This window comes from Rhizomonospora bruguierae (genome assembly GCF_018397995.1).
GTDB classification, from domain to species: Bacteria; Actinomycetota; Actinomycetes; order Mycobacteriales; family Micromonosporaceae; genus Rhizomonospora; species Rhizomonospora bruguierae.
The window spans coordinates 25,049-42,110 of sequence record NZ_BBQH01000082.1 but is presented as its reverse complement, the minus strand read 5'-3'; the positions used below and the strand labels follow the sequence as shown (position 1 = coordinate 42,110).

At 72.0% G+C, this 17,062-nt stretch carries 19 protein-coding genes; 10 read left to right on the top strand and 9 right to left on the bottom strand.

What is annotated here, in order from left to right:
• Window positions 1–3: 3 nt before the first annotated feature.
• From KJS59_RS27070 to KJS59_RS27055, 4 genes are all read left to right on the top strand, one after another.
• Entirely contained in the window at window positions 4–933 is a 930-nt protein-coding gene (locus tag KJS59_RS27070) for a F0F1 ATP synthase subunit gamma (protein ID WP_213456128.1), read from the top strand.
• Window positions 933–2,375 carry a F0F1 ATP synthase subunit beta gene (gene atpD, locus KJS59_RS27065; protein ID WP_213456126.1) on the top strand — a complete coding sequence of 481 codons (1,443 nt, stop codon included), beginning with the start codon at window positions 933–935 and terminating at the stop codon, window positions 2,373–2,375. Before KJS59_RS27070 ends, atpD begins: the two co-directional genes overlap by 1 nt.
• 214 nt (window positions 2,376–2,589) lie before the next feature.
• Window positions 2,590–2,883: a F0F1 ATP synthase subunit epsilon gene (locus tag KJS59_RS27060; RefSeq protein WP_213456124.1), complete on the top strand. Its 294-nt coding sequence runs from the start codon at window positions 2,590–2,592 to the stop codon at window positions 2,881–2,883.
• A gap of 12 nt (window positions 2,884–2,895) precedes the next feature.
• Complete coding sequence (locus KJS59_RS27055; protein WP_213456152.1) at window positions 2,896–3,333, top strand: DUF2550 domain-containing protein; 438 nt, start codon at window positions 2,896–2,898, stop codon at window positions 3,331–3,333.
• A gap of 37 nt (window positions 3,334–3,370) precedes the next feature.
• Here KJS59_RS27055 and KJS59_RS27050 read toward each other — a convergent pair whose 3' ends face one another.
• Together KJS59_RS27050 and KJS59_RS27045 are read right to left on the bottom strand one after the other, a co-directional pair.
• On the bottom strand, window positions 3,371–3,787 hold the full coding sequence (locus KJS59_RS27050) for a VOC family protein (RefSeq protein WP_249714942.1): 417 nt from the start codon (window positions 3,785–3,787) through the stop codon (window positions 3,371–3,373).
• Entirely contained in the window at window positions 3,784–4,356 is a 573-nt protein-coding gene (locus tag KJS59_RS27045) for a cob(I)yrinic acid a,c-diamide adenosyltransferase (RefSeq protein WP_213456120.1), read from the bottom strand. Before KJS59_RS27045 ends, KJS59_RS27050 begins: the two co-directional genes overlap by 4 nt.
• Between KJS59_RS27045 and murA the strand changes: the two genes are divergently transcribed.
• Both murA and KJS59_RS27035 read left to right on the top strand, forming a co-directional pair.
• A complete protein-coding gene (gene murA, locus KJS59_RS27040; protein ID WP_376771279.1) occupies window positions 4,355–5,677 on the top strand; it encodes a UDP-N-acetylglucosamine 1-carboxyvinyltransferase in 1,323 nt (440 codons plus the stop codon). The two genes, KJS59_RS27045 and murA, sit on opposite strands and share 2 nt — an antisense overlap.
• Window positions 5,678–5,703: 26 nt before the next feature.
• The gene (locus tag KJS59_RS27035; RefSeq protein WP_213456116.1) at window positions 5,704–6,552 is read left to right on the top strand and encodes a 3-hydroxyacyl-CoA dehydrogenase family protein; all 849 of its coding nucleotides are present in this window, start codon (window positions 5,704–5,706) and stop codon (window positions 6,550–6,552) included.
• Here KJS59_RS27035 and KJS59_RS27030 read toward each other — a convergent pair.
• On the bottom strand, window positions 6,540–7,523 hold the full coding sequence (locus tag KJS59_RS27030; RefSeq protein ID WP_213456114.1) for a glycosyltransferase family 2 protein: 984 nt from the start codon (window positions 7,521–7,523) through the stop codon (window positions 6,540–6,542). The genes KJS59_RS27035 and KJS59_RS27030 overlap by 13 nt on opposite strands.
• The gene (locus tag KJS59_RS27025; protein ID WP_213456112.1) at window positions 7,520–8,302 is read right to left on the bottom strand and encodes a WecB/TagA/CpsF family glycosyltransferase; all 783 of its coding nucleotides are present in this window, start codon (window positions 8,300–8,302) and stop codon (window positions 7,520–7,522) included. Before KJS59_RS27025 ends, KJS59_RS27030 begins: the two co-directional genes overlap by 4 nt.
• A gap of 186 nt (window positions 8,303–8,488) precedes the next feature.
• On the opposite strand from KJS59_RS27025, the gene KJS59_RS27020 reads away from it, so the two are divergent.
• Window positions 8,489–9,538: a glycosyltransferase family 2 protein gene (locus KJS59_RS27020; protein WP_213456110.1), complete on the top strand. Its 1,050-nt coding sequence runs from the start codon at window positions 8,489–8,491 to the stop codon at window positions 9,536–9,538.
• Here KJS59_RS27020 and KJS59_RS27015 read toward each other — a convergent pair.
• Genes KJS59_RS27015 through KJS59_RS27005 form a run of 3 tightly spaced genes read right to left on the bottom strand, consistent with a single transcriptional unit; the run spans window position 9,535 to window position 11,825 of the window.
• Complete coding sequence (locus KJS59_RS27015; protein ID WP_213456108.1) at window positions 9,535–10,329, bottom strand: ABC transporter permease; 795 nt, start codon at window positions 10,327–10,329, stop codon at window positions 9,535–9,537. The two genes, KJS59_RS27020 and KJS59_RS27015, sit on opposite strands and share 4 nt — an antisense overlap.
• Window positions 10,326–11,183 carry an ABC transporter ATP-binding protein gene (locus tag KJS59_RS27010; RefSeq protein WP_213456106.1) on the bottom strand — a complete coding sequence of 286 codons (858 nt, stop codon included), beginning with the start codon at window positions 11,181–11,183 and terminating at the stop codon, window positions 10,326–10,328. Before KJS59_RS27010 ends, KJS59_RS27015 begins: the two co-directional genes overlap by 4 nt.
• Before the next feature lie 24 nt (window positions 11,184–11,207).
• A complete protein-coding gene (locus KJS59_RS27005) occupies window positions 11,208–11,825 on the bottom strand; it encodes a DUF4126 domain-containing protein (protein WP_213456104.1) in 618 nt (205 codons plus the stop codon).
• A gap of 83 nt (window positions 11,826–11,908) precedes the next feature.
• Between KJS59_RS27005 and nucS the strand changes: the two genes are divergently transcribed.
• A complete protein-coding gene (gene nucS / locus KJS59_RS27000; RefSeq protein WP_213456101.1) occupies window positions 11,909–12,565 on the top strand; it encodes an endonuclease NucS in 657 nt (218 codons plus the stop codon).
• A 7-nt stretch (window positions 12,566–12,572) separates the two neighbouring features.
• On the opposite strand, the gene KJS59_RS26995 is transcribed toward nucS, so the two are convergent.
• Together KJS59_RS26995 and KJS59_RS26990 are read right to left on the bottom strand one after the other, a co-directional pair.
• Window positions 12,573–14,075 (bottom strand): aldehyde dehydrogenase family protein, encoded by a 1,503-nt coding sequence (locus KJS59_RS26995; protein WP_213456099.1) that lies wholly within the window; start codon window positions 14,073–14,075, stop codon window positions 12,573–12,575.
• A 169-nt stretch (window positions 14,076–14,244) separates the two neighbouring features.
• Window positions 14,245–14,556: a DUF6401 family natural product biosynthesis protein gene (locus KJS59_RS26990; protein WP_213456097.1), complete on the bottom strand. Its 312-nt coding sequence runs from the start codon at window positions 14,554–14,556 to the stop codon at window positions 14,245–14,247.
• A gap of 551 nt (window positions 14,557–15,107) precedes the next feature.
• Here KJS59_RS26990 and KJS59_RS26985 point away from each other — a divergent pair.
• Entirely contained in the window at window positions 15,108–15,437 is a 330-nt protein-coding gene (locus KJS59_RS26985) for a hypothetical protein (RefSeq protein WP_213456095.1), read from the top strand.
• A 137-nt stretch (window positions 15,438–15,574) separates the two neighbouring features.
• Window positions 15,575–16,969, top strand: coding sequence for a hypothetical protein (locus tag KJS59_RS26980; protein WP_213456093.1), 1,395 nt, complete (start codon window positions 15,575–15,577; stop codon window positions 16,967–16,969).
• Window positions 16,970–17,062: the final 93 nt, after the last annotated feature.

Here is a 17,062-nt window from a genome sequence, read left to right as displayed (position 1 = left end):
GCCATGGCTGGACAGGTACGCGTACTGCGGCAGAAGATCCGCTCCGCCAAGTCGATGAAGAAGATCACCAAGGCGATGGAGCTGGTCGCGACCAGCCGCATCGCCAAGGCGCAGGCGCGGGTGGCGGCGTCGCTGCCGTACGCGAACGCGATCACGGGGGTGCTGACCGCGCTGGCCAGCAACGCCAGCGTGGATCACCCGCTGCTCACCCCCCGGAACCCGGTGCGCCGCTCCGGTGTCCTGGTGATCACGAGCGACCGCGGCCTGGCCGGCGGGTACAGCTCCAACGCCATCCGGACGGCCGAGTCGCTCATCGCGCGGCTCCGCGAGGACGGCAAGGAGCCGGTGCTCTACGTCATCGGCCGCAAGGGCGTGACCTTCTACCGGTTCCGCGGGCGGGAGATCACCGGGAGCTGGACGGGCTTCTCCGAGCAGCCCACCTTCTCCGACGCCCGCGCGGTCGGTGACACGCTGATCCAGGCGTTCACCGCCGGGGCGGACGACGCGCACGGCAATCCGGACGGCACGCCCGGCGTGGACGAGTTGTTCATCGTCTACACCGAGTTCAAGTCGCTGATGACGCAGATGCCGACGAGCCGGATCTTCGCGCCGCTGGTGGTCGAGGAGCGGCCGCGCACGGAGGCGAAGGAGCCGTTGCCGGCGTACGAGTTCGAGCCGGAGCCGGAGGCGCTGCTCGAGGCCCTGTTGCCGAAGTACATCAACACCCGCATCTACGCCGCGCTGCTGGAGTCGGCGGCCAGCGAGTCGGCCGCCCGCCGGCGGGCGATGAAGAGCGCCACCGACAACGCGGAAGAGATGATCGGCAACTACACCCGGCAGATGAACTCGGCCCGCCAGGCCAGTATCACCCAGGAGATCAGTGAGATCGTCGGCGGCGTGAACGCGCTGGCGGCGGCGGGAAGTGAATTGTGATGACTGTTGCTGACGTAGAGACCAAGACCGGAACCGGCCGGGTCGTGCGGGTTATCGGCCCGGTCGTCGACGCCGAGTTCCCGCGCGACGCCATGCCGGAGATCTTCAACGCGCTGACGGTTCCGGTGGAGCTGTCCGGCGGGACGCGGACCCTGACCCTTGAGGTCGCCCAGCACCTGGGCGACAACATGATCCGGGCGATCTCCATGCAGCCGACCGACGGCCTGATCCGCGGCGCCGAGGTGACCGACAGCGGCTCACCGATCACCGTCCCGGTGGGCGATGGCACCAAGGGTCACGTGTTCAACGCGATCGGGGACTGCCTCAACCTCAAGGAGGGGGAGAAGCTCGAGGTCGCGGACCGCTGGCCGATCCACCGCAAGGCGCCGGCGTTCGCCGACCTGGAGCCCAAGACCGAGATGCTGGAGACCGGCATCAAGGTTCTGGACCTGCTCGCCCCGTACGTCAAGGGCGGCAAGATCGGCCTGTTCGGCGGCGCGGGCGTGGGCAAGACGGTGCTCATCCAGGAGATGATCATCCGGGTGGCCAACAACTTCGGTGGCACCTCGGTGTTCGCCGGCGTGGGCGAGCGCACCCGCGAGGGCAACGACCTGATCCACGAGATGACCGAGTCCGGCGTCATCGACAAGACGGCGCTGGTCTACGGCCAGATGGACGAGCCGCCGGGCACCCGGCTGCGGGTCGCGCTGTCCGCGCTGACCATGGCGGAGTACTTCCGCGACGTGCAGCGCCAGGAGGTGCTGCTGTTCATCGACAACATCTTCCGGTTCACCCAGGCCGGCTCGGAGGTCTCCACGCTGCTCGGGCGCATGCCGAGCGCGGTGGGCTACCAGCCGACCCTGGCGGACGAGATGGGCGAGCTGCAGGAGCGGATCACCTCCGTCCGCGGCCAGGCCATCACCTCCATGCAGGCGATCTACGTGCCGGCGGACGACTACACCGACCCCGCCCCGGCGACCACGTTCGCCCACCTGGACGCGACCACGAACCTGGAGCGGTCGATCTCCGACAAGGGCATCTACCCGGCGGTGGACCCGCTGGCGTCCTCGTCCCGGATTCTCGCCCCGGAGTACGTCGGCGCGGAGCACTACACGGTCGCCTCCGAGGTGAAGCGGATCCTGCAGCGCTACCGCGACCTGCAGGACATCATCGCCATCCTCGGCATGGAGGAGCTCTCCGAGGACGACAAGATCACGGTGGGCCGGGCCCGCCGGATCGAGCGCTTCCTGTCCCAGAACACCTACGCCGCCGAGGTCTTCACCGGCATCCCGGGCTCCTTCGTCCCGGTCAAGGAGACGATCGAGGCGTTCAAGAAGATCAGCGAGGGCGAGTACGACCACTTCCCCGAGCAGGCCTTCTTCATGTGCGGTGGCCTGGAGGACCTGGAGCGCAAGGCCAAGGAGCTGATGAAGGAGGACTAGTCGTCCTCCCGACAGCAGCTCGACCTCGACGGGGCCGCGCCGGTGCTGGCCGGCGCGGCCCTCGCGCACCGGCACACCGCACCCGCCCCTCCCGGCGGTGTGGTGTGCGTCGCGGTTGGTCATCCGCCGTGGGCGGGGGTCGCCGCACCTTCTAGACTCTGAAGATCCCTGCCGTGCCCCCGGGTACGGCCATAGCGGGCGAGGTGTGCACAACGTGGCGAACACGCTTCAGGTGGAGCTGGTAGCCGTCGAGGAGAAGATCTGGACCGGTGAGGCGGACATGCTCGTCGCCCGGACCACGGAGGGCGAGCTCGGCGTGCTCCCCGGCCACGAGCAGCTTCTCGGTCAGCTCGCCGACGACAGCCAGGTGCGGATCAAGCGCGCCGGTGGCGAGCAGCTCACCTACGACGTGAGCGGCGGCTTCCTCTCGGTCACCACCGCGAAGGTCACCGTCCTCGCCGAGCAGGCCACCCCGGCCCAGCCCACCAGCCCGGCCGCGAGCCACTGACCGCCCATGCCGGTGGAGATCTTCGAATGGGTCGCCGTCGGCATCCTGGTCGTGCTCGCCGTCCTGGCGGCGCTGTTCGCCCGCCGGGCCTGGGTCGCCCGCGCGGGCGGCACCATCAAGCTCACCATCCGCCTGTCGACGATGGTCAGCGGTCGCGGCTGGTCGCCCGGGTTCGCCCGCTTCGACGGCGACGACCTCCGCTGGTACCGCATGTTCAGCCTGGCCATCCGGCCCCGCCGGGTGCTGTCCCGCAATGGGCTGGTGGTGCAGAGCCGGCGTGAACCCACCGGCCCGGAGAAGTTCGCCCTCCCCGACGACTGGGTGATCCTGCGCTGTCTCGCCCAGAACTCACCGGTCGAGATCGCCATGGCGCGCTCCACGGTCACCGGCTTCCTCTCCTGGATCGAGGCCGCCCCGCCCGGGGCGGTCTCGCGTTTGGCCACCCGGTGACCCGCGAGACCGCCCGGCGGTAGGCGCGCCGGAGGGGTCAGGAGGGCTCCGGAAGCCCCTCCGCCACCAGTTCCACCTCGTAGCCGTACGCGTCCTCCAGGTACGCCGCGTACACGCCGGGGCCGCCCGCGTACGGGTGGCGGTCCTCGAACATCAGCGACCACCCGTACCCCGGTGCCACCGCCACCAGGGCGTCCACCCGGGCCGGCGGGCCGGCGTGGAACGCGAGGTGGTTCACGCCGGGGGCGAGCCGTTCGTGGACCCGACCGGCCAGGGCCGGCGACTGCTCGACCACGATGTACGTCTCGCCCTGGCGCCAGGAGCAGCCGTTCGCCCAGTCCTGGAACGGCTGCCAGCCGAGTTCGGCGAGCAGCCAGCCCCAGGAGTGCCGCGCCCCCGCGAGGTCCGGTACCCACACCTCCACGTGGTGCAGGGCGCCCGCGGTCGGGCTCACCGGTTCCCGCCGGGCTGCCACAGCACGTCGCCCTGCGGGTTCGCCACCCGGGCGAGGATGAACAGCAGGTCGGAGAGGCGGTTGAGGTACCTGGCGGCCAGCGGCTGGGTACGCTCCGGGTCGTGCTCGATCAGCACCCATGCGCTGCGCTCCGCCCGCCGGGCGACCGTGCGCGCCACGTGCAGCAGCGCCGCCCCACGGGTACCGCCGGGCAGCACGAACGAGTCGAGTTTCGGCAGGTCCTCGTTGTACCGGTCGCACCACCCCTCGATCCGCGTGACGTACTCCTCGGTCACCCGCAGGGGTTGGTACGGCGGGTCGGGCGTGACCGGGTTGCTCAGGTCGGCGCCGACGTCGAACAGGTCGTTCTGGACCAGTTCCAGCACGGCCCGCACGCCCTCCGGCAGATCGCCCAGGGCCAGTGCCACGCCGATCGCCGCGTTGCACTCGTCCACGTCGGCGTAGGCGGCGATCCGCGGGTCCGTCTTGCTGACCTTCTCGTTGTTGGTGAGGCGGGTGGTGCCGGCGTCGCCGGCCCGGGTGTAGATGCGGTTCAGGTGCACGGCCATGCCGCCAGCGTACGGACCCGGTCCGCCTACGATGGCGGGCGTGGACGTGATCCGGGTTGACGGCGGCGCCCGCCTGGCCGGCGAGGTCGGGGTGGTGGGCGCGAAGAACTCCGCGCTGAAGCTGATGGCGGCGGCCCTGCTGGCGCCGGGGGAGAGCGTGATCTCGAACATCCCCCGGATCACCGATATAGCGATCATGGGGGAGGTGCTGCGCCGGCTCGGCTGCTCGGTGGCGTTCTCCGGCGACGAGGTGGCGGTCGACGTCCCGGCGGAGCCGGGCAGCGAGGCCGACTACGACCTGGTGCGGCGGCTGCGCGCGTCCATCTGTGTGCTGGGGCCGCTGCTGGCGCGGTGCGGGTACGTGCGGGTGGCGCACCCGGGTGGCGACGCCATCGGCTCCCGCGGCCTGGACATGCACGTCGGCGGGCTGTCCCGGATGGGCGCGGACATCACCGGCGAGCACGGCTTCGTGATCGCCTCGGCGCCGTCCGGGCTCCGGGGCGCCACCATCTGGCTGGACTTCCCGAGCGTGGGCGCCACCGAGAACCTGCTGATGGCGGCGGTCCTGGCCAACGGCACCACCGAGATCGACAACGCCGCCCGGGAGCCGGAGATCGTCGACATCTGCGGGATGCTCACCGACATGGGCGCCCGGATCGACGGCGCCGGCACGTCCACGCTGCGGATCGAGGGCGTGGACGAACTGCGGCCGGTCCGGCATGCGACGGTCGGCGACCGGATCGTCGGCGGGACGTGGGCGTTCGGCGCGGCGATGACCCGGGGCGACGTCACGGTGACCGGGCTCAACCCGCTGTTCCTCGACATCGCGCTGGACAAGCTCGTCTCGGCGGGCACCACCGTGGAGACCGGCACCGACTCGTTCCGGGTCCGGATGGACCGCCGCCCCGCCGCCGTGGACATCGTCACGCTGCCGTTCCCCGGCTTCCCCACCGACCTGCTGCCGATGGCGATCGGGCTGGCGTCGGTGAGCGAGGGGGCGTCCCTGGTCACCGAGAACATCTTCGACGGCCGGTTCATGTTCGTGAACGAGATGGCCCGGCTCGGCGCGGACATCCGCACCGACGGCCACCACGCGGTGGTCCGGGGCCGGGAGCGGCTGTCCAGCGCGCCGGTCCGGGCCACCGACATCCGCGCCGGTGCCGGCCTGGTGATCGCCGGGCTGTGCGCGGACGGGGTCACCGAGGTCAGCCACGTGCACCACATCGACCGCGGCTACCCGACGTTCGTCGCCGACCTGCTCGGGCTGGGCGTGTCGATCGAGCGGGAGACCGCGCCGGAGGAGCCCGCCTTCTCGTTCTGAACCGGCGTTTAGGTAGGGTGTCCGCCATGGCCGGTCGGTTGGCAGTCATCGGTGCGGGATTGATGGGGTCGGGCATCGCGCAGGTCGCGGCGCAGGCCGGGTGGACGGTCACGCTGCGGGACCTGGAGCAGCAGACGGTGGACCGCGGCATCCGTGGCATCCGCACCTCGCTGGACCGGTTCGTGCGCAAGGAGAAGATCTCCGAGGAGGACGCCGCCGCCGCGGTCGCCCGGATCACCGGCACCACGGAGCTGGACGCGGCCGCCGACGCGGACCTCGTCGTCGAGGCCGTCTTCGAGCGCCTCGACGCGAAGCAGGACGTCTTCCGCGCCCTCGACCGGATCTGCGGGCCCGACGCGGTGCTGGCCACCAACACCTCGGCCATCCCGGTCACCCAGATCGCGGCGGCGACCGGCCGGCCCGAGTCCGTGGTCGGCACCCACTTCTTCTCGCCGGTGCCGATGATGGCCCTGTGCGAGCTGGTCCGGGGCTTCAAGACCAGCGACGCGACGCTGGCCACCGCACGGGCGTTCGCCGAGGGGATCGGCAAGACCTGCATCGTCGTGAACCGGGACATCGCCGGCTTCGTGACCACCCGGCTGATCTCGGCGCTGGTCGTGGAGGCGGTCCGGCTGGTCGAGTCCGGGGTGGTCACCCCGGAGGACCTGGACACGGCGTGCAAGCTCGGCTTCGGCCACGCGATGGGGCCGCTGGCCACCACCGACCTCACCGGCGTCGACGTGCTCCTGCACGCCACCCGCAACATCTACACCGACACCGCGGACGCCAAGTTCTTCCCGCCGGAACTGCTCCAGCGCATGGCCGCCGCGGGCGACCTGGGCCGCAAGTCCGGCCAGGGCTTCTACTCGTACTGAGCGGCCCGCCGCGCCGGGATCGCGGGCGCGGGCCGGGGCTCGTCCACCGGCGGCCAGCCGGCCAGCCAGGTGTGCCGCTCGCGCCAGATCGCCGGCCAGTCCACGCCGGGGCGGCCGGCGCCCGCCGCCGAGGCGAGCGCCCGCAATCCGACCCCGGCGGCGAGTAGCGCCCTGCCCAGCCGGGCGCGGGCGGGGGAGAAGTGCCGGCGCAGGTACGTGGACTTGCCGCGCAGGATCTTCACGCGCTGCCCGACCGAGCTGGACGAGGCGCCGACGACGTGCACGACCGCCGCGTCCGGGTGCAGCACCGGGCGGGCGCCCAGGTCGCGGGCGCGCCGGCTGAGGTCCATGTCCTCGGAGTAGAGGAAGAACCGCGGGTCGAAGCCGCCCAGCTCGACGAACAAGGCGCGCTCGACCATCATCAGGCAGCCGGAGATGGCCGGCACCTCGCGGACCGTGTGTCGGTCGTACCCGGGCAGGCCCTCGGGGTTCGCCCACCGCTTGTTCTTGACTATGGTGGACAGTCCGGACGCGTACGTGAAGCAGCTCCACAGCGAGGGCAGCCCCCAGCAGGAGTAGCCGTCGTCGGTGCCGTCGGCGCGCAGTGTGCGCCCGGTGTACAGCCGGTGTTCGGGGTGCCGGTGGGCGAAGGTGACCAGGTCGGCGACCACGTCGCCGACCGGCACCGTGTCCGGGTTGAGCAGCAGCAGGTAGTCGGCGTCGCTGGCCATCGCGCCGCGGTTGGCGCCGCGCCCCCAGCCCACGTTCTCGGCCAGGCGCATCAGCGTGACCGACGGGTGGTGCTGCGCGATCGCGTCGGCGGAGCCGTCGTGCGAGGCGTTGTCGACCACGATGATGTCGAAGTCCACGGCGCCGGTGCGGCCGGAGTGCAGGGCGTCCAGGCAGCGCAGGGTCAGCTCGCGGGTGTTGTACGAGACGATGATGACGGACGCCGTCGGTCGGCCGGTCACGCGCGTGATCCCTTCCGCAGGCGGGCGAGCGCGCTGCCGGCGAGCAGCCGCGCGGCGAACGGCGCGTCCTCGATCAGGTACCGGCGCACCAGCCGGCCGGGCTCCAGGGCGAGCCGGTGCACCCACTCCAGCCCGGTGCGCTGCATCCAGCGCGGCGCGCGGCGGTACGTGCCGGCCACGAAGCCGATCGCCGCGCCGCAGCCCATGAACCACGCCCCGGGCAGGGCGCCGCGCAGCCGGGCTATCACCCGTTCCTGCTTGGGGAAGCCGAGTCCAACGTAGACGAAGTCGGGCCGGGCGGCGATCACCTCCGCACAGACCGCGTCGTACTGGTCGCTGTGCGTGTCGAACCCGAACGGGGGACTGGAGTGCCCCGCGATCGCGATGCCCGGGTAACGCTCGGCCAGTGCCGCGGCGGCGACCTCGGACGTTCCGGGCTCGCCGCCGAGCAGGTACACCGAGTACCCCTTGCCGGCGAGCGCGCCGGAGATGCTCCAGATGAGGTCGGAGCCGGGAACCCGTGCGGGGAGTGGTTGACCGGCTACTCTCGCCGCCCAGATCAGCGGCGCCCCGTCCGCCATGACCAGCGAAGCTGACTCGATGTGTTCGCGCGCCTCCGCACTGCGCATGGCGCGGCGAAGAATGTCCACATTGGGGGTAACTATTCGCCCGCCGCGCCGGGCCGCCAGTGAGTCCAGCACCGTGTCGATGACCTCACGTTCGGTGAGGCCGTCGAACCGGACTCCACTCAGGACGACAGTGCGTCGCCGCGTGGTCACGGATTGCTGCGTTTGCTCCCGCACGCCGCAAAACCTAGTCGGGACAACGGTTTCCGTCGCTCGCCGCAACGGGTCGTCCTTCTGTCGTCTACCCGTCGAATAGCCTGGCCGATAGTCCAATGTGCGTTGTGGGCCGAGCCCAGCAGACTTGCCCGGGTCGGTGCGCAATAGCGACGTGGGTGGATTATGCAGCTCTCTGTCATCATTCCGGCGTACAACGAGGAGGCCGGCATCGGCCGCGTACTGCGCGAATTGGCGCAATCGCCCGACGCCGGTCCGGACCTGCGCATCGTGGTCGCTCCCAACGGGTGCAGCGACAACACCGCCGAGGTGGCGCACGCCTACGGCGTCACGGTCGTGGACGTGCCGGTCGCCTCCAAGACCGCCGCGATGAACGCCGCCGACGCGGTCGTGGCCGGCCCGCGGGTGTACCTGGACGCGGACATCGCCGCCGACCCCACCCTGATCCGGGCGCTCGGCGCCGCGTTGGAGGAGCCCGGCGTGCACGCCGCGGTACCACGGGCCGAAGTGGACCTTGACGGGAGCTCGTGGCCGGTCCGCGCCTACTACGCGATCAACGCCCGGCTGCCGGTCTTCGTCGGCCGCCTGTTCGGCCGCGGCTGCATCGCGCTCTCCGCCGAGGGGCGGGCCCGCTTCGCCGAGTTCCCCGACCTCATCGCGGACGACATGTTCCTCGACGGCATGCTGCGCACCGGCGAGAAGCGGCAGATCGACGCGGTGGTGCGGGTGCCGGCGCCGCGCCGCCTCGGTGACCTGGTCCGCCGCGTCGCCCGGGCCCGGGCCGGCAACAAGCAGTACTTCGCGTGGCAGAGCGCGCACGGGCGGTCGTACGGCGTGGTCACCGACCCGGTGGCGACCTCGTCCCGGTCGTCCTGGCTGCGGGACGTGGTGCTGCGGTCGCCGAAGCTGTGGCCGGCGGCCCTCGGCTACGTCATGGTGATCCTGCTCGCCGAGGCGCGGCTGCGCTCGCCCCGCTGGAACCCGGCGTCGGGCTGGGGCCGCCCCGCCACGGCGTCCGGCCCCGGCGGGGGATTCGGCCCCGCCGCGGGGTCCGGCCCCACGGCGGCGTCCGGGCCCGCGGCGTCCGGCACCGTCGCGGCGTCCGGGGCCGCGGGGGCGTCCGATTCCGCCGCGGCGTCGGTGCCCGCCCAGGCCGCGCCTCCGGCCGCCGAGCGGGCTGAGGATCGCGGTGCCGGGACGCCGCGGGTCGGTTAGCCGTCGCGCCTGCTGGTCCAGCGGAAGGTGGTCAGGCACAGCACCAGGCCGATCACGCACCAGGCGCCGAGCACCATCGCCACCTTGCCCAGCTCCCACGAGCCGCCCGGCTCCAGGCCGGCGAAGCTGTCGGGCAGGAAGACCGCACGCAGGCCCTGACACATCCACTTCAGCGGGAACAGCGCCGCCACCTGCTGCATCCACCCCGGCAGGTCGGTGAACACGAAGAAGACGCCCGAGATGAACTGGAGGACCAGGGCCACCGGCGTGACCACGGCGGACGCACCCCGCCCGGTGCGCGCCACCGACGAGAACGCGATGCCGCACAGGGTGCACGCCGTGATTCCCAGGACGCTCACCCAGGCGAACGTCACCCACCGGTCCGCGGTGCGGGGCAGGGTCAGGTCGAAGAACAGCGCCGCCACCGCGAGCAGCAGCGCCGTCTCGGCCACGCCGATCGCGAGCACCATGACGGTCTTGCCGGCGAAGTAGACCCACTTCGGCACCGGCGTGCCCCGCAGGCGCTTGAGCACGCCGCGGTCCCGCTCGATGGGGATCTGGATGGCGAGACTCTGGAAGCCGACCGACAGCAGGCCGGTGGCGATCATCCCGGTCACGAAGTACTGGGTGAAGCGCACCCCGCCGCCGATGTCGCCCTTGAAGATCGAGGCGAAGATGAAGATCATGATGACCGGGAAGGCCATCGTGAACACCACCGACTCGCGGCTGCGCAGGAACTGCTTGATCTCCAGCGCGCCCTGGCGCCGGGCCAGCGTGGTGGCGGCGGTCATGCCCGGCCTCCCGATCCGATCATGGTGAGGTAGACGTCCTCCAGCGTGGGCCGGGTGACGGTCAGGCCCGGGATCTCGCCGCCCAGGCGCGCCGACAACTCGGCCACCAGCGCGGTCGGCGTCGCGGTCTGCTCGGACCGCGGCTCGCCCTCCGGGCTGCGCCAGGCGACCGTGGCCGGCGCGTTCCGGCGCCCGCCCAGGTCGGCCGGGGACGCGACCGCCGCCACCCGGCCGCCGGCGATGACGGCGATGCGGTCGGCCAGCGCCTCCGCCTCGTCCAGGTAGTGCGTGGTCAGCACGATGGTCGTGCCGAGCGCGATGAGTCCCCGGATCAGGTCCCAGAATTCGACGCGCGCCTCGGGGTCGAAGCCGGTGGTCGGCTCGTCCAGGAACAGCAGTTCGGGGCGGCCGATGATGCCGAGGGCGACGTCCAGGCGGCGCCGCTGCCCGCCGGAGAGGCCGTGCGTGCGGGCGTTCGCCTTGCCGGCCAGGCCGACCTGCGCGATGACGTCGTCCGGCGGGTACGGCGCGGGGTAGAAGCCGGCGAAGTGGTGCACCACCTCGCGGACCGTGAGATCCTCGAACTCCCCGGTGCTCTGCAGCACGATGCCGATCCGGGCGCGCCACGCCGCGTCCGCCCGCGCCGGGTCGGTGCCGAGCACGCTGACCTCACCGGCGTCCCGGCGGCGGTACCCCTCGAGGATCTCCACGGTGGTGGTCTTGCCGGCGCCGTTCGGTCCGAGCAGCGCGAAGACCTCGCCGCGGCGGACCGTCAGGTCGACCCCGTCGACCGCGGCCACCCCGCCGTACGACTTGCGCAGGTTCCTGGCGACGATCGCCGGCTCATCGTCCATGGCGACATCATGCCGCTCGACGCTTCACACCCGGAAACCGGCGGCCCGCGCGGCGGCGCGTTCCCGGCGGCGGTCCCGGCGGCGGCCGATCAGCCACACCGCGAACAGCACCAGGCCGGCGCCGAACAGCAGCACCAGCACCGGCAGCACGATCGCGACCACCGACATGACGATGCTCGTGGCGTCCTCGGCGGTGCTGGCCACCGGCGCGCCGAAGCCGACCGTGGCCGTGTTGATGATCGGGCGGGCGGCCGCCTTCACCCCGTGCACGCACAGCGCGATCACCACCCCGGTCGCCACCGGGATCCACTCGTGGCTGGCGAAGAACGAACCCGGGTCCGACACCGTCACGGTCTGCGCGGCCGAACCCGCGCCGAACGCCAGGCCGCCGGCGGTCGGGCGGACCACCGTCTGCACCACGTCGTTGACGTGGTCCACCACGGGGACCTTGTCGGCCACCACCTCGATCGCCAGCAGCACCGCCAGGATGCCCAGCACCCACCCGTTGCCCAGCCAGGTCCAGCCGCCCGGCAGGTCGATCAGGCCGGTGAACCGGGCGAGCACACCCATCAGCAGCAGCGGGATGTACGCGTTGAGGCCCGCCGATGCGGCGAGCCCGGTTCCGGTGAGCGCTTCGAGCACGTGTCCCAGCATGGCAGCCGCTCGCCAGCACCGCCCGGCGGTGCGGTCCGGGCCGGTTTCGCTCGTTTCGCTAGGCTGCCCGGGTGCGGTTGGTGATTGCGCGGTGCTCGGTGGACTACGTCGGACGGCTCTCGGCGCACCTGCCGCCGGCCACCCGGCTGGTGATGGTCAAGGCGGACGGTTCGGTCTCGATCCACGCCGACGACCGGGCGTACAAGCCGCTGAACTGGATGAGCCCGCCCTGCCGGATCGAGGAGGCGCCCGGCGTCTGGCGGGTGGTGAACAAGGCCGGCGAGGAGTTGCGGATCACGCTGGAGGAGATCTTCCAGGACACCTCGTACGAGTTGGGCGTGGACCCCGGCCTGGTCAAGGACGGCGTCGAGGCGCACCTGCAGGAACTGCTGGCCGCCACGCCGACGGTGTTCGGGGAGAACTTCACGCTGGTCCGGCGCGAGTACATGACCGCGATCGGCCCGGTCGACCTGCTGTGCCGGGACGGCGGCGCGAGCGTGGCCATCGAGGTCAAGCGGCGGGCCACCATCGACGCGGTGGAGCAGCTCACCCGGTACCTGGAGCTGATGAACCGGGACCCGCTGCTGGCGCCGGTGGCCGGGATCCTGGCCGCGCAGCAGATCGTCCCGCAGGCCCGCACGCTGGCCGAGGACCGCGGCATCCGCTGCGTCTACGTGGACTACGACGCGTTGCGCGGCGTCGAGCGGGACGAACTGACCCTGTTCTGAGCGCGGCTCAGCGCGGGGCGCGCCCGTAGCGGAGCTTGGCGATCTTCACCAGGCGGGCGGTGTCCCGCGGGCCGCGGTTGAAGGTCATCGCGGGGAGCGGGGACGGCGCCCGCCGGCGGGTGATGGCCTTGGCGTGGGCGAACTCGCGCAGGCCGTCCGGGCCGTGGATGCGGCCGAAGCCGGAGTCGCCCACCCCACCGAACGGCAGCGACCCCATGCCGATGAAGGTCAGCGTGGAGTTCACCGCGGCCGCCCCGGTGCGCAGGCGGCGGGCGATCGCCATGGCGCGGCGCCGGCCGAACACCGAGCCGCCCAGGCCGTAGGGGCCGGCGTTGGCCCGGACGACCGCCTCCTCCGCGTCCGCGACCTTGGCGATGGTGAGCGTGGGCCCGAAGGTCTCCTCGCGGACGGCGGCGGACTCCTCGGGGACGTCCACCAGCACGGTGGGGTGGACGAACGGGGGCCGCACGGCCGCCGGGCCGCCGAGTACCGCGCGACCGCCGCTGGCCAGGGCGTCGTCGATGTGGCGGCGGATCACCTCGATCTGCGCCGGCATGGTGATCGGGCCGATCTCCCCCTCCGCGCCGACCGTCAGCCGGGCGGCGCGCTCGACCACCTTGCCGACGAACGCGTCGTACACCGGGGCGACCGCGTACACCCGCTCGATGCCGATGCAGGTCTGGCCGGCGTTGGTCAGGGCGCCCCACACGCACGCCTCCGCGGCCGCGTCGAGGTCGGCGTCCGCGTCCACGATCATGGCGTCCTTGCCGCCGGCCTCGATCAGGACCGGGGTCAGCGACTCGGCGCAGGCCGCCATGACCCGCCTGCCGGTCGCGGTGGACCCGGTGAACGCCAGCTTGCCCACCCCGGACCGGCACAGCGCCGCGCCCGTCTCGCCCAGGCCGTAGACCGCCTGGAGCACCGGCTCCTCCGGTACCACCTCGGCGAACGACTCGACCAGCCAGCGGCCCACGGCGGGCGTGTACTCGCTGGGCTTGTGCACGACCGCGTTGCCGGCGGCGAGGGCGCTCGCGATGGAGCCGATCGGGGTCAGCACCGGGTAGTTCCACGGACCGATGACGCCCACCACGCCGTACGGCTCGTACGCCAGGTGGGCGGCGTGCTCGGCCAGCGTCAGCCGGCCGCGTACCCGGCGCGGGCCCAGCACCCGGCGCGCGTGCCGGGCGGTCCAGTCGATGTGCTCGACCGCGGCCAGGATCTCCACCACGGCGTCCACGACCGGCTTGCCGCCCTCGGCCCGTTCGAGTTCGGCCAGTTCGGTGATCCGCCGCGCGATCCGCGCCCGCCACCGCAGCAACCGCTCCCGCCGGCCGCCGAAGCCCAGGCCCGCCCACCAGGCGGCGGCCCGCTCGGCGGCGCGCACCGCGGCGGCCACCTCCCCCGGGCCGGCCACCGGGAATCGGCCCACCTCCCGCCCGGTCACCGGGTTGGTCGACACCAGTTCGCCCCCGACGATCCGTGGTGCGCCCGGGGTCTCAACGGCCGTCATACCCGGCAACTTACTCGCCGGTAAAGATCGGTGCCAGGTGATCACCGCATCGGCGGCGGCCGGATCCGCGCTGGCGGCGGTCGGGCCCGCACCGGCGCGGCGGTCGGGCCCCGGGCCGGCGGCGGCGGGCCTGCGCTGGCGCGGCGGTCGGACCCGGGCCGGTCGGGGGCTACGCGAGCGTCTCCGCGAGGGCGCAGACCGCCAGCAACCGGACCGTCACCCAGTCCGCCCGCGTGCCATCCACCGGCCCCGCCGGCGGCCGCCACCCGCGCTCGTTCGCCGCCTCCCGCAGGCCCTGCGCATACCCGGCGAGCACCGCGGGCGTCAGCGGGCCGCGGTCGGACCGGTAGCTGTCGCGGAGGGTCGCCGCCTCCTGGTCCACGGCGGCGCGCAGGCCGGGCGACGGGGAGCCGATGGCGGCGGCGAGCGCGGCCAGTTCGGCCCGCGCGGACCGGTTGGCCCGATGGAGCGGGGTGGTCATGAACCGGACGTTATCCGACCCCCCGACCGTGGGTGTCATCCGGTAGAACATTCCATAGTGGAGAAATCTGGGCGGGCGATGGGCCGGCCGCAGCGGCGTTCGTACTTTTGTGGATCTCTGGCACATCAGTGATGGGGGAGGTCAACGGTGGGTGTTCGCCGACGGCTCGCCGGTGTGGCCCCACGCCAACACGGTGTTCGAGCGGGGCGCGGCCACCATCACGGCGTTCCGGTACGGGGCGGCCGGCATCAGGGTGCACGCCCGGCAGTCCGGGCTGCCCGGACTGGATCTCTACCTGATACCGCCGGTCGGCGCCGCGTTCGACCTTGGCCGCCGATACGACGCGCTGGGGGACCCGGACGACACGCACGCCGGCATCTTCATGGGCGACTCCGCCGGTGCTGGCTGCGTAATCGCCGGCGGTGGGGTGATCGTGCACGAGTTCAGCACGGACGCGCAGACCGGCGCGGTACCGGTCCGGCCGTGCCCCGCGCACCTGCCCTGCGCCGGGCTGCCATCCATCGGCATCTACGGCTGCGCTGGCGCTCAACGTGACGGCGGTCAAGCCCACCGCCAACACTTGGCTGACGCTGTGGCCGGACGGCTACTCGAACTACCCGCGACCCACGATGAGCAACCTCAACGCCGTCAAGGGTCAGACGGTCTCGAATGGGGTGCTGGTGGACATCGGCTCGGGCGGCTCATTCAACGTCTACAACGAGAATGGCACCACCGATCTCGTCGTCGACGTGACGGGTACGTTCGAGACGCGTGTCGGGCGCTCGGGATTGTTCCTCGGTCCGGTGATGTGGCGGGAGCCTGCGATTCTGGTGCCGCCGCAGGTAGTCGTCATCACACGGCTGGTGACGCCTCCCCGATGACCGATTCGGACGAATCTCTACTATGGAATGTGCTACGTTCCCTGAAAGACCGAAAGGTTGATTGACCGAACGAGGCTGCCTCTCATACGTTGGCGCCTCGGTCAATCCCTTCCCACCTACGTACGGGGGACTCAGTCGTGCGCGCTCTTCGCGGAGCGACCGCCACCGCGGTCGCACTGTCCGCATCGTTCGTCATCGCCGTACCGGCAGCCCACGCGGTTGTGCCGGCGGCGCCGCAGGCCGCGGCAGCATTCCAGAACGCCGAGGGCACCTACTACCCGGTCACGCCCTCGCGCATCCTGGACACCCGCTCGGGCAACGGCGCGGCGAAGGCGCCCATCGGCCCGGGCGGCGTGGTGCACCTGAAGGTCGCCGGGCGCGGGGGCGTCCCGGCCGCCGGCGTGTCGGCCGTTGTGCTCAACGTGACCGTCACGCAGCCGACCAGCGCTGGCTACCTCACCGTCTACCCGACCGGTAAGAGTCGGCCCACGGCGTCCAACCTCAACTTCGAGAAGGGCTGGACGGGCGCGAACTTCGTCACCGTCCCGCTCGGCACCAACGGCCAGGTGGACGTCTACAACTTCGCCGGCAGCACCCACGTGATCGCGGATGTTTCCGGCTTCTACGCCGGGCCCACCACCGACGTGCCGAACGCCTACGGTGTCGGCGGTCAATACATGCCGGTTGCCCCGCAGCGCCTGATGGACACCCGTGAGGATGGGCAGGGCCCCCTGCTCGGCGGTTGGATGATCACCCTGGGGGTGGAGGCTGGCGACTGGGAGCCGTACATCACGGCGCTCGCCGTGAACATCACCGCGGTGTCCCCCACGAAGTCCGGCTTCCTGACCGTCTGGGACGGCGGCGACGTGATGCCCACCGCGTCCACGCTGAACTTCACCGCGGGCAAGATCGTGCCGAACCTGGCCGTGGTTCCGGTCGCGCCGTGCCAGGACCCGGTCTGCGCGGGTGACCCGTCGATCGGCATCTACAACTCGGCCGGTGCCACGCATGTCGTCGTCGACGTCGTCGGCTTCTACCACGACGCGCCGGGGTACGGCCTGCGGTTCCGCCCGATCACCCCGACCCGCATCGCGGACACCCGGAGCAAGCTCGGCGCCCCGGCCGCGCTCGGCGCGGGCAAGACCGCGAAGATCACGGCGCCGGCGGCCATCGTCAACGTGGACACCTTCGGCCTCGCCTTGAACGTGACCGCGGTCAAGCCGACCTCCGGCACCTACCTGACGGTGTGGCCGGCCGGCGCCCCGCGGCCCACGGCCAGCAACCTGAACCCGGCCAAGGGCCAGACCATCCCGAACGGGGTGCTGACCGAGATCAATGATGCGTACGCGTTCAACGTCTACAACGCGTACGGCACGACTGATGTCGTCATCGACGTGGCGGGCGCGTTCGACCTGTACCCGTCGAGCGGCGCCACGGCGACCGCGGGCGCGGGCATCCGCGCCGGCAACGGTCCGGTTCTGCGCACGCCGAGCCTGGTCGGATCGTCGACGGGGGCCCGCCCGCGCGGGTAACCGGTAATACACGGCACCACCGCGCGCCGACCTTGAACCCGGAGCACCGGGTTCAAGGTCGGCGCGGAGGTTTTTGGGGCGTGGGTGCCATCC